Here is a 13,171-nt window from a genome sequence, read left to right as displayed (position 1 = left end):
ATCCTAAGAATTTGTCGCGGACGATTGAGGATGCGGGAACGGTGATTAATCCATTAGTGCCTTGGAGTGTGTGCGGGGTATTTATCAGTCAGGCGTTAGGGGTGCCGGTACTAGACTATTTGCCTTATGCGTTCTTCTGTTATTTGTCACTGCTGCTGACACTGCTATTCGGGTTCACTGGGCTGACTATTAGTAGAGTGAAAGAGGGGAAGGTGGTCGAAGCATGATAGGTGATGATTTATAAAAAAGGCGTAGTTCATATGAGCTACGCCTTTTTTTGAATATGAAATCTGTATTTACTGATCTTCCGTTTGCGCATCCTGACTTTTGACGATTTTATGCTGATCCTCTGTGCTATCGACTTTCCAGTAGCTAGAAACATATAAATGCGTCTTTGGTATCGCGCGCTCAACTTTGAAGTACTGGCGCAGTGCACGCATACTATGGAACTCACACGCTGCCCATACAGCAGGTTGACCATCAAGCCAATTCAATGATTTAACACAGTTCAGTAAGGGGCTATCGTCTGGATTTGGATGCGCATTAATCACCCAATGTATCTCGACGTTCTCTGGTTTTTTGAGCGTCTGACGATCTGCCTCAGTCGTCACTTCAAGTACTGCGTAACCACGAGCATCAGTAGGCAACTGGGCTAAGTTGACCGTAATCGCCGGTAGCGCAGTCATATCGCCGACTAATAAAAACCAATCTGCTTCATTGTTGATGGTTTTTTTTGGCCCTGGACCACCTATCAGAATTTGATCACCGACTTGCGCATTTCGTGCCCATGCCGATGCAGGTCCTTCCGTCTCATGTAAAGCAAAATCAACATCTATTTCATCATCACGTTGCACGCTAATAGTATAAGTACGCATCAGTGGGCGGCTACCTGCATCTTGAGGGAATATCAGTTTGATATAAGCACTTTCTTGATCGATAGGAAAATCAACCATGCCAGCACCGCCAAGCGTGACACGGCACATATTTGGCGTAATGTATCTAGTGCCAATAACTTCTAGTACTCTTGGTGTAGGTTTTGCCATATTGTATTTTCCTTCTAACAACGAATTGGTTTTCTGATAGAACCAACCCGCTGCTTGTAAATTTTATTAAAAATTGGCTTTTAGGCTGACTGACATTTGACGTTCAGGGCCCATCCAGCAGTTATTGATATCGTAACAAGCACCAACATAGGTCTTATCGAACAGATTGTTGATACTCGCACCCACCGCGAGCATTGGGTTTATCTGATAGCTGCCGCCGACATCTACCAGCGTCACACTGGGTAAGTCGTCGGAGTTTTGTTTATCAATCTGCATGCCGTCTTCGTAACGAATGCCAGCATTTAGAGTGAGTTTGTCTGTAGCATAGTAGTCTGCCCATAGCGTGGCTTTGTGTTTGGCAGTTTGAGCAGGGGTATTGCCGACTACATCAGGGTTGAACTCATCTTCTGTGATCTCAGCATCGGTGTAGCTGTAGCTTGCCGCGAGATCTACCCAGTCATTGAGCATGCGACTGCCTGATATCTCAAAGCCTTTTGATTCAATTTCACCAGTTTGCGTTTGGCTTCTGTAGTTGATTTCATCCGCTACTACGACGTTTTTTTGTGTGATATCAAATACGGCAAGCGTTCCTTGAGTGGCACGATCTTTTGACAAGTACTTCACCCCAGCTTCTACTTGATCGGCAGTGGTTGGCTTAAATGGTTCATTGGTAATAAAGTTACTACCGACCACTGGCTGGAATGACTCTGAATAGCTGGCATAAGGGGAGAAACCATTACCAAAGTCATAAATAGCAGCAAAACGACCACTGGTTTCTGAGGCATCATTGTCAATTGTTTTGTCGCTATAGATGACGCCTTCAGTGGCTTTGGTTTGCTCAGTAATACTGTCAAAATTATCGTGACGTAAGCCTGCCACTACGGTCCAGTCTTTCCACTTCATCTCATCTTGTACATAAAAACCAAGCTGACTTTGTTCGATATCTTCCTCTTGACGATAAGCATCTAATGGCAGAGTGTCAGCATTGATTTGTGAATAATTTGGATTAGATAAATCAAGATTTGGCGTGCCATCTGCCCCAGCATCATAGTAAGTCGCGCTGCTATCTGTCTCTTGATACTCAACACCGAACAGTAGATTGTGTGAGGTGTTAGCTGTATTGAATTTATAGGCAAGCTGGTTGTCCGTGGTCCAGTTATTCATGTTCTCATCCGTGGTATAAGCCACGCGATTGAGAATCGTGTCACTGCCATCTACAAACCCTCCACTGTTATACATATTGCGTTGCTGCGCCTCGGCATCGGTATAGCGCATGATATGTTTAAACATTAACTTATCATTGATATCCCAGTTTACGGTGACGCTTGGCATAAATACTTCTTTACTAAATTTATTCCATTTATCGCCTGCATAGGCATCACTGTCAAGCTTGCCATAGCTTGCCTTGTAGACGGTGCCGACAGCAGGCAATGGGGTAGAAGGTACCATCTCTGGATCATCTTGATAAAACAAATTAGCAAGTACTGAGACATCATCCGTCGCTTGCCATTCAAGCGATGGATTAATCAGCAATCGCTCTTCTTCTGTGGTTTGCATTTGACCATCTTTTTGGCGTTTTAGCGCGACTAGGCGATAGTTTAAGGTGTCCGTGATAGGACCCGTGCTATCGACGGCCACTTCTTTTAGGTTTTGATTGCCGAGTCGTAGCTGTACTTCGTTCTCTTGAGTGCTTTTAGGAGCTTTGGCTATTTGGTTCACCATACCGCCGGGTGCTGCATAGCCATAAAGGGATGAAGCAGGACCTTTCACGACTTCTACCGCTTCAGTCGCATAGACATCGACTTGTGGCATTAGGTTCCAAGCGCCATCGTAGGGCAGTCTTAGTCCGTCATAAAAGTTTGAATAGGTTTTAAACCCGCGGATATTGTACTCATCAAAGACAGATACTGTACCGCGGCTCTCAGAGCTCACGCCTGGTTCATAACGTAATGCAGCATTGACGCTGTCTGCCTGACGCTTTTGCAACAGGTCTTGATCGATTCTGGTATAGCTCATTGGCGCATCGTTTGGGTCAAGTGCAGTTTTGGTGCCAGTACTACGATAGCCATCTGAGTAGACGGTAATAGCATCTAAGGTGGCTGATGGTGTAGCAGCCTCATCGTTTTCAGTATTGTTTGTCGTCTCTACAGCGTAAGCGGCGTGACTCATACCCATAATCAGGCCAATTTGTACTGCTGTAGTAAGATATTTTTTGCGAATGACGTTAGTGGTTAGATGAGACCGCATCAGATTTCCTCTTGGACTAAAATGATTAAATATTATTTGTGACAGTTAAAGCAAAATTATAACGACGCTAATAATAACACTAATGATAATTATTATCATTAAAAAGTTACAACGAGACAGTTTTGAGAAGTATTTGCACTGTCAATAAGGGGCTAAAGACAGAGTATTGCGAATAGAGTCACGCAGACTTACTGTTTTGAACGATGTGTTTTAAACGATGGTTTTTGTCAGACTTTTCTCGTATTATGCAGCAGCATTCTGAATACAATTATTTACAGTAGAATTTTTGCATTGCTCTGTCGACGTCACTGTACGGCGTCATGCTAGATCTTTACGAGACCTTTTAAGATTGGTCTTGTAAGCAGATATACCATGATTATCGATAGGTTTACGTTGTTTATTGAGCAACCAAAGATTGTTTAAGGTCACATTTATGGACACACCCTCCAACCAATCCACCAACAACCAACGCTATTTCACAGTGTGGCGTTGGCATTTTTATGCAGGTATTTTTGTTGCTCCCTTTTTAGTTGTCTTGGCGATAACGGCGCTCGGTATGCTGTTTATGTCCAACTCAGTAGGACGTGACAACGACCGCTTAACGGTTGTCGTGCCAGAGTCTACAGTTCAAGCACCTGTCTCTACTCAAGCAAAGAACGCGCTGAGCACCTTGCCTGATAGCACACTGGTTAAATATATCGCCCCTCGTGATACTGATACGGTGGCTTTATTTCAGATAAAATCAGACGACCAAAGCAACATGGTGGCAGTCAACCCTTATACGGCTGATATAGTCCAAAGTGTGCCTACCAGTAGCGGTCTTTATAGTACGTTTAATGATATCCACAGTGACTTGCTGATTGGTAAAGTCGGTGATTATTTGTTAGAAACAGCGGCATCATTGACTATTTTGATGATTTTGTCTGGTTGGTATCTGTGGTGGCAAAAACGTAAATCAGTCAAAGCTATGCTGATACCTAATGAGAGCGTAACCAATAAGAAAAAACGCTCTTTTATCCGTACGACTCATGCGACATTGGGTAGTTGGATATCTGTGCTGCTACTGTTTTTCTGCATATCGGGCATGGCATGGGCAGGTGTATGGGGTGAGAGAGTGGTGCAGGCATGGAGCCAGTTTCCTGCGGGTAAGTGGGGTGTTGCGCCTGTTCCCGTATCGATTGATCACAGTCAGCATGCTGCTATGCAAGAGTCTACACCAGCGCCGCATGTACATGGTGCGGCAGCGTCTGAGGCGCATACTAATGCACCCACACATGGCAGTGCTCTAAACTCAAGCGACACCAAAGAAGTTCCTTGGGTACTTGAGCTGACGCCAATGCCTGTATCAGGTACGACCAAGGGCAAAGATGGTATCGCCGCCAATATACCCATTATGATTGATACGGTGGATCGCTACGCTCGTGAAATCGGTTTTGTAGGGCGTTATCAATTGAACCTACCACAAGGTAGTACAGGCGTCTGGACCATTAGCCAAGACTCAATGAGCTATGATATGAAAAGTCCGATAGCAGATCGTACGGTACATATCGACCGTTATTCGGGTAATGTCTTAGCTGATATTCATTTTGATGATTATAATGCGTTTGGTAAGTTTATGGCGGCTGGTATCGCGCTGCATATGGGCACACTCGGATGGTGGAGCGTACTGGCTAATGTACTATTTTGCCTAGCAGTAATCGCTATTTGTGTCAGTGGCTATATCATGTGGTGGCAGCGTCGTCCTCGTCAGGCGAGTAATAACGTAGGATTAAACCCACCAGCTCGCGGCTTAAATGTTTCCGTCTGGTGGCCGCTTGCTATTCCTTTATTAGTTGTGGCTATCATATTCCCGACTGCTATTATCACGATTGTAGCTATCGCGCTATTAGACTTCTTGGTGATTTCTCGAGTTGGGTTTTTGCAGGAATGGTTAAAATAAGCGAACGGTAAGATATCGTTGTTCCTTATATAGTAAAAGAGCGCCTTATAGTAAGGCGCTCCTTTTTTTGCTTAAAAATTGCTGATTTTAAGAATGGATTATTTCAAAAAATGCTCAGATTAACTGCTACTTAGCTTAAAATTGATCAAACGTTTTATGGGATTGAAATAGCCCGGTTCATGCTAGTAGTTAAAGTATTGCTTACTTGAGCATAGCAATGGCATCTTTACTGGCACGCTGTCGCTCTTCGGCATTTAGCTCAACGAGACGGCCTTCTTTCATCAGTAATAATCGATCAGCATGCTCAAAATAACCGTCATCATGACTAATAATAAATAGTGTCTTACCCATGGCTTTTAGCTCAGGGATGAGCGTCTGGTAAAATACGCGACGAAAAGCAGGGTCTTGGTCGGCTGCCCACTCATCGAGCAGTAATATGTCCTTTTGTTCGGCGACAGCGATTAGCATGGCCAAGCGTTTGCGCTGACCCTGTGATAGCTTATCTGTAGAGAGTTTATGGTCAGACACACTTACTTTTTCTTGTAGATTGAGCTTATGCAGCCAGTCAGATACTAGGGCCGCATCAGGATCATTACCCTCATATCCAATCAGCTGCTTAAATAGATGTTGGTCGCTAAAAATCGCAGAAAATAGCTGTCTAAAATCGGCATTGTTCTCTGAATTAACGCTTTGTCCATCGACTTGTACCGTTCCTGTAGTAGGAGTAAAGATACCAGTAATGATTTTGGCAAGGGTGGATTTACCGCTACCATTCGCACCGATTAAGAAAACCACGTCACCTCGTTGCAAGGTTAAATTGACGGACTTTAAGATATTATTGGCAGGGTTTTGGTTGTTATCACTGTTGTCGCTATTTTGAGCATTATCATTAACTGCTGTGTCTGGTGCATTACTACTGTTGCTACTGCCTACATAGCGATAATTGATATTATTCAGAGTTATGGACTGCCAGTCCTGTGCAACAGTATCTGTCGCAAAGCTTGGCTGATGCTCGGCCAATTCTAAAGACTGTATCTTTTCTAGTGCAACTTGAGCAGTCTGCAATGTTGGGTACGCACCCACCGCATGTAGGAGCGGCGACTGCATAAACAAAATCGTCAAAGAAAAAGTAGTAGCAACTCCCATTGGTATATCTAGATAATTGGCCACTGCAAACACGATACCAATCGATGCGAACATCATAATATTGGACCAGTTCACCGCTGATAGATGAAAAGTATCAGACTTGGTCACGGTCTTCTCGTACGATTTAGCATGAGCCAAAAAATCATCTGTATACAGTTTTTCTGCTCGGTGTTGGTTAAGTGCTAACTCTTTGCGACCCTCTATTATCGACTGATAGTCTTGATATAACGCGTCATTAATCTCTCTCAATTCGGTCAAATGCGTGTAGACATGCTTGACCAATATGGTACTTATCCAAATCGTCATCACAATCCAAAACATGACAATAAACAATAATGGCAACGACAACCAGCCTAGATATAGCCCAACGCCAACAGATAAAATGATACCTTGCACCAGCTCTGGCATACGGACAAAAGCAACGGTAATTGATTGAATATCTGAAGACAAGCTGGCAAGTAAGCGTGCACTACCCAAATGGTCTATCTGAGGAACGGTGGTATCGATGATTTGTTTGACCAGTTTGGTTCTAAGCTCATAGACAAATCGGTGCCCCAATCGCGTTAAGGCATATTGCGATAAAAATGTCGTCACTAGCAGTAACAACACTAGCAGTGAAAACTGCGTCAAGCTGAGCCAAGATAAAGTATCAAATACTGGCTGACTGATAAAGGTATGATTGATATAGGCAATAATACCCACACTGACAGCGGCATTGACCAAATTTAGCAGAATGACTTTAAGAAAAGGCAGACGATAATTCGCCCAAATCATATGATATAAAGAAGCGGTCGTACGAGAGGACGCTGTAGTATGAGAAGACATAGTAACTCAGTAATAAAATAAATTTTTGATAGCAGAAAAGGGAGTAGGTCGCGCCTAATCCCTTTTATAGAACCTAAGAAAGCCTACTAATAAAGCTTAAAAATCGAACGTTGCTGATACTTTTAAGGCCGTTGGTTCACCCGCATTGAGATAGCCTGAATCTGCATAACCACCCACTGACTGCCAATAATCTTCACCTGTGACATTGGTTACCATACCTTTTAGAGTAACGTCTTGTCCTGCCAGCATAGTGCGATAGCGTGCACCAAGGTCTAAGGTAGTATAACCATCAACCTTTAAGGTATTGGCATTATCCGAATAACGAGAGCCTGTGTGGATAATATCGCCCGTTAATGTCAGTCCTTCAACGGCGGCTAAATCATACTCTAGGTTGACATTGCTCTGTAAGGTAGGCACACCAATCACTCGATTGCCATCTAATGCACTATCACCAGTGTCTTTTTGCTTAGCACTTAAGTAAGTAACACCAGCATTTAGGCGCATGTTTTCACTTGGGCTACCAAAGACAGTCAACTCCACACCTTGATGACGATTTTCTCCAGCAGCAGTAAACGTATTTGAGTTGTTGATATAACCACGCGGTTCATCAGTTCGGAAAACAGCGAGACTACTGCCAATCATGCCATTGTCATATTTCACACCCAGTTCAGTTTGCTCACTCACGTACGGATCTAGATTTTGACCACCATTAGTGACAGCGCCATTATCGTTAGTTAGAGGCGCTCTTTTTCCTGGTGCTAGACTTTCGATATAATTACCATACACAGACCAGTCCATTGTTGGCTGATAAACGATACCGACACTTGGTGTCCATGCGCTTTCATCATAACTACCAGTTTCTGCTTGTGTATTAGCATCATAGCTGGTGGTTTTTAAGTTCTGATGACGCACGCCTACCGTAGTTTTTAGCTTATCGTCGAACAGTGAGATCGTGTCTGCTAACGCAAAGCTTTGAAACTGCTTTTTGTTGGTTAGTTTTGGATCGTCTAAGTTACCACCGAAGATTGCTGTGCTTGTAAAAGGGACCTCAGCGTAGTCGGTAGGGTGGTACAAATTGGTCGCGGGTTGATTACCAAAATCATACGCGAATGCACCTTTTTCTTCTTGGTCATAGAGATCAGCTGCTAGTACCCAATTATGAGCCACTTCACCCGTTTGCCATTTACCACGCAGACCGAGCTCGGCGCTTTGTACTTTATCTTCTCGAGTATTGTCAAAGCGATAAACTGTACCCGCACCATCAACGTTGTTGACGGTTAAATTGGCTAGTGAGTTTTCTTCCTCGCCACTTCGCACACCGTAAGCACCATAAGCGGTAATGTTATCAGTAAAATCATATTCTCCTCGAATGGTACCAAAGACATCCTCTTCATCGGAGTAGGTCCAAGGTTGCGTCCAATTTTTTGAGCCGTCTGGTGCTTTTGGTACACTAGACACCCCACCAAGATTGACACTAGGACGAGTCTCTTTGAGTTTGTTGTCTTGCCAGCCCAAATCAGCTGATAGTCGGTACTGATCCGCTCTATAATCCAAACCGAGGGCAGCCAAACCCAAGGTCGATGATTCATCGTCAATAGCACTGTCACCATCTTGATAAGCAGCATTAAAACGAACGCCAATAGCATCATCGCTACCAAAGCGATCACTGACATCGATTGCGACCTTACCTTGGTCACCTTGACCATAGCCAAGCGTTAGCTGACGTAGCGGCTCATTACCAGCACGTTTCGGTAGCAAATTTATTGTACCACCTGCGTTACCGCCACTCGGTGCTGCGCCATTTAACATCGCTGAGGCACCGCGCTGGACTTCGACGCGCTCGAATAATTCAGTTGCAATGTACTGTCTTGGTAAGATGCCGTATAGACCGTTATACATGGTGTCATCTGATGTGGTGATAAAGCCACGCATGAAGTAGGCTTCTTGAAAGTTACCAAAACCTCTTGCCACACGTACAGTAGGATCTTTTTTGAGTAGATCGCCCACACTTTGCGCTTGCTGATTGGCGATATACTCATTGGTATATGAGGTGGTAGAGAACGGCGTGTCCATGATGTCTTGATTGCCCAAGAGTCCGACGCGGCTGCCTGTCGCCACCTGTCCACCTTCATATGCGCTAGGTAATCCATCTGCTGACGCATCAGCACTACTGGTCACGACGATAGTATCAAGTACTACGTTAGGGGTGGTTTGATTATCTGCATCATCTACTAGCGCCCATGCTGAGTGACTTGTGGTTAGTATGATGACTGAACATAGTGATTTTAGAGGTAGCGATTTCGTTGATAGCAAACGTGAAGGTATGGACGCTAATCGTAGAGAAGCGCCAGACACATTCAGAGAGTTAAGACGAAACAAAGCAGCAGATAAGCGAGACAGTTGCATGAATATTTCCAGAATGTAATTTAAATCGTTATTATAATGATAATCATTTCTATTACAATGAATTACTGAGTCAATTTTAAATATACTAGGTTTGGTAAACTACGGCTGTTGCTTGATAAGGTGCTAATAGCATCATCTATAAATAGGGCAGTGCTTTTATATTTGGGAGAAGATTAGGCTGTATAGAGCAAGCGAAAAAGAAGTATAAAGCAGAGGGTGGGTTTACCTATTATAAGTAGTCTGTATGGACAATTTATTCATTTGAGCCAGTTCATGTATCAATGTATGCTATTGTTTTATCACGGGCATGGAGTACGCTGGTATCGCCCACCAGAGGTGCAGTCAAACGGAATTGACTGATTTATATAATTGAAATGGATTTCTAAGGTGGCGCTTATGTACGCAGTAATTGGGGCAGGTCCAATGGGGCTTGCTGCAGCCCGAAATTTGCAAAAACTCAATATTCCTTTTGTCGGCTTTGAGCTACACACAGATGTAGGGGGCCTCTGGGATATCGACAATCCGCACAGTACCATGTATGAAAGTGCCCATTTGATTTCGTCCAAACGTATGACGGAGTTCAAAGAGTTTCCTATGAGTGACTCAGTCGCGGCGTATCCTCATCATACCCAGCTCCGTCAATACTTCCGCGATTTTTCAGATACGTTCAATCTAAAATCACATTATGAATTCTCCACGCGCGTGATCAGCATGGTGCCTGAAGGGGAGGGTTGGCGCTTAGTTAGCGAGTGCAATGGTCAAAAGCAATCGCGACTGTTTGATGGTGTCCTCATGGCAAATGGTACTTTACATACCCCCAATATCCCAAGCTTGCCGGGTACGTTTGCCGGCACGTTGATGCATTCCTCTGAATATCGTAGCCCGTCAGTATTTAAAGACAAACGTGTGTTGATCGTTGGTTGTGGTAACTCGGGCGCTGATATCGCTGTTGACGCGGTACATCATGCCAAATCAGTAGATATCAGTCTGCGCCGCGGCTACTACTTTCTTCCCAAATTTATCAAGGGTCAGCCCATTGACACGCTAGGCGGAAAACTAAAGTTACCGCGCCCAATCAAGCAGCGCATGGATGCGGCGATGATTCGTATGGTCATCGGAAAACCTTCTGATTATGGACTGCCAAACCCAAACTATCGCATGTACGAATCACACCCTGTGGTCAATTCATTGGTATTACATCATTTGGGTCATGGCGATATTAAAGCGCGTCGTGATATTCGCCGCATCGATGGTCATACGGCGACCTTTAGTGATGGGGAAAGTCAGGATTATGATTTGATTCTTATGGCGACTGGGTATTTACTAGATTATCCATTTATTGAGCGCGCTCAGCTTAATTGGCCTGCCAATCATGACGCGCCGCAGCTTTATATGAATGTCTTTCACCCTAAGCATAATAATTTATTTATGATGGGTATGGTTGAGGCAGCAGGGCTAGGGTGGGAAGGTCGAAATCAACAAGCTAGGCTCGTTGCACTATATATTCAGCAGCGTCAGCAAAATACAGCAGCCGTTAAACAGTTCAATAAAGTGAAACGTAAGCGTGCAGGCAAAACGCTCGATGGTGGCTATGATTACATTAAGCTTGCGCGTATGGCATATTACGTGAACAAAGATGAATACTTAGAGACGCTGTCCAAGCATATCGCTGAGCTTGAAACAGAACAGCCTGTATTGGCATCAGAGGTATGATAGCGGCAGTGGCGTTTGAGCCACGGAGCTTAATTCTGCTCAATCTCATTTTGGCGCTAATGATGTTTGGCGTGTCATTGAGTTTACGTATTGAAGATTTTAAGCGTATCATTTTATCTCCTATTGCGCCGATAGCGGGTCTGTTCGCTCAGTTCTTTCTACTACCCTTAGCCACGTGCCTGTTTACGTGGGCATTGAATATCGATCCTGAGTTGGCGCTAGGAATGATTTTGGTCGCGTCTTGCCCAGGTGGTAGTTTTTCTAACATTATGACTTGGCTGGCACGCGGTAACGTCGCGGTGTCAGTTAGTATGACTGCGGTATCAAGTCTCGCTGCGGCTATATTAACACCAGTCAATTTTGCCTTTTATGGTTGGCTTAACCCACACACGCGTGAGTATCTGACAAAGATAACGATTGAGCCTAGTAGTATTCTGTTACTGGTTCTATTAGTGTTAGCGTTACCTTTAGTGCTAGGGATGGTAACAGGGCGACGCTTACCTGATCTGGTCGTACATATCCAAAAACCGCTACGTATTTTCTCGCTGCTTGTACTAATAGTTTTTGTCGCAATCGCTTTTTCTAGCAATTTTGCGCTATTTTTAGAGCGTTTCCATAGCTTTTTTTGGTTGGTCGTTGGTCATAATTTATTGGCACTTTTTTTAGGTTATGGCATGGGGCTGATGCTCAAGTTGCCAGTCGCGGATCGGCGCGCGGTGACTTTAGAAGTAGGAATACAAAACTCAGGGCTAGGACTGGTTATTTTATTTACTTTTTTCCCAGAAGCAGGCGGCATGATGCTGATTACGGCATTCTGGGGTGTATGGCATTTAGTGTCAGGACTGACACTTTCACAAATTTGGGCACGGATACCCTATGAATAAAAGCGCAATGAATAAACGCATAGTGAATAAACGCATATTAATCACTGGTGCCGCAGGTTATATCGGTCATCAACTGGGCAATCGTCTGGCTGCTCATTATCATGTGGTCGGCACGGACATCCGCAAGCGCGATGATCTAGACTTTCCAATTCACGTATTAGACGTGCGTGATGAGCGTTTGGCAACGCTACTAAAAGAAGAGGGCATCACCCATGTCGTGCATCTCGCTTCTATCTTACAAGCGTCAAAAGATCGTGCTCGTGACTATGATATCGATGTCAATGGCACGCGTAACGTACTTAATTGCTGTATCAAAGAAGATGTCGCACATATAACACTCACCAGCTCGGGTGCTGCTTACGGATATCATGCTGACAATCCTGAATGGATTGATGAGCAAGATGCACTACGCGGTAACCCTGAGTTTGCTTACTCGGATCACAAAAGGCAGGTCGAGGAAATGCTTGCAGATTTTCGCGAGCAGCATCCACAATTACAGCAGCTGATCTTTCGACCTGGCACCGTACTAGGCGCTGATACGCGCAATCAAATTACCAGTCTGTTTATGGCACCGCGTGTGCTTGCGCTCAAAGGCAGTGAGTCGCCTTTTGTGTTTATTTGGGATCAAGATGTGATTGGTGCTATGGAAATGGGAATTCGCGAGAATAAATCTGGCATCTACAACATGGCAGGCGATGGCGCACTGACGATGAGGGATATCGCAAACCGACTTAATAAACCGCTATTGACCCTGTCAGTGGGTTTGGTTAAAGCTGGCTTACAGGTGGCAAAGTGGGCCGGTAAGCCAACAGGACCAGAACAGGTTAATTTTTTGCGTTATCGCCCAGTACTGAGTAACAGGCGACTTAAAGAAGAGTTTGGTTATTGTTTAGAAAAAACGTCTGCCGAAACCTTCGAGTACTTCATCGAATGCAATGGATTGCGTAAACCTTGATAGGGAGAAAATC

General features: G+C 44.3%; 9 protein-coding genes. 5 read left to right on the top strand and 4 right to left on the bottom strand.

What is annotated here, in order from left to right:
• The coding region (locus tag V6252_RS12655; RefSeq protein WP_341610681.1) for a Na+/H+ antiporter NhaC family protein at positions 1-227 on the top strand (227 nt) is incomplete at its 5' end.
• A 69-nt stretch (positions 228-296) separates the two neighbouring features.
• Here the strand turns inward: V6252_RS12655 and V6252_RS12650 are convergent.
• Both V6252_RS12650 and V6252_RS12645 read right to left on the bottom strand, forming a co-directional pair.
• Positions 297-1,043: a siderophore-interacting protein gene (locus tag V6252_RS12650; RefSeq protein WP_341610680.1), complete on the bottom strand. Its 747-nt coding sequence runs from the start codon at positions 1,041-1,043 to the stop codon at positions 297-299.
• 66 nt (positions 1,044-1,109) lie between these two features.
• Positions 1,110-3,290, bottom strand: coding sequence for a TonB-dependent siderophore receptor (locus tag V6252_RS12645; RefSeq protein ID WP_341610679.1), 2,181 nt, complete (start codon positions 3,288-3,290; stop codon positions 1,110-1,112).
• 433 nt (positions 3,291-3,723) lie between these two features.
• On the opposite strand from V6252_RS12645, the gene V6252_RS12640 reads away from it, so the two are divergent.
• Entirely contained in the window at positions 3,724-5,229 is a 1,506-nt protein-coding gene (locus V6252_RS12640; protein WP_341610678.1) for a PepSY domain-containing protein, read from the top strand.
• 201 nt (positions 5,230-5,430) lie between these two features.
• On the opposite strand, the gene V6252_RS12635 is transcribed toward V6252_RS12640, so the two are convergent.
• Both V6252_RS12635 and V6252_RS12630 read right to left on the bottom strand, forming a co-directional pair.
• Positions 5,431-7,149, bottom strand: coding sequence for a multidrug ABC transporter permease/ATP-binding protein (locus V6252_RS12635; RefSeq protein WP_425355882.1), 1,719 nt, complete (start codon positions 7,147-7,149; stop codon positions 5,431-5,433).
• A gap of 147 nt (positions 7,150-7,296) precedes the next feature.
• The gene (locus V6252_RS12630; RefSeq protein ID WP_341610676.1) at positions 7,297-9,606 is read right to left on the bottom strand and encodes a TonB-dependent receptor; all 2,310 of its coding nucleotides are present in this window, start codon (positions 9,604-9,606) and stop codon (positions 7,297-7,299) included.
• Between the two features lie 396 nt (positions 9,607-10,002).
• Here V6252_RS12630 and V6252_RS12625 point away from each other — a divergent pair, with 396 nt between their 5' ends.
• The 3 genes from V6252_RS12625 to V6252_RS12615 are packed head-to-tail and all read left to right on the top strand — an operon-like array spanning position 10,003 to position 13,158.
• Positions 10,003-11,319: a flavin-containing monooxygenase gene (locus V6252_RS12625; protein WP_341610675.1), complete on the top strand. Its 1,317-nt coding sequence runs from the start codon at positions 10,003-10,005 to the stop codon at positions 11,317-11,319.
• Complete coding sequence (locus V6252_RS12620) at positions 11,316-12,203, top strand: bile acid:sodium symporter family protein (RefSeq protein ID WP_341610674.1); 888 nt, start codon at positions 11,316-11,318, stop codon at positions 12,201-12,203. The genes V6252_RS12625 and V6252_RS12620 overlap by 4 nt, the downstream gene beginning before the upstream one ends.
• Positions 12,196-13,158 carry an SDR family oxidoreductase gene (locus V6252_RS12615; RefSeq protein ID WP_341610673.1) on the top strand — a complete coding sequence of 321 codons (963 nt, stop codon included), beginning with the start codon at positions 12,196-12,198 and terminating at the stop codon, positions 13,156-13,158. The genes V6252_RS12620 and V6252_RS12615 overlap by 8 nt, the downstream gene beginning before the upstream one ends.
• Positions 13,159-13,171: the final 13 nt, after the last annotated feature.

The sequence above is a fragment of the Psychrobacter proteolyticus genome (assembly GCF_038155145.1).
Taxonomy (GTDB): Bacteria; Pseudomonadota; Gammaproteobacteria; order Pseudomonadales; family Moraxellaceae; genus Psychrobacter; species Psychrobacter proteolyticus_B.
Note: the sequence above shows the minus strand (reverse complement) of the source record. Positions and strands in the feature narration are given on the sequence as shown.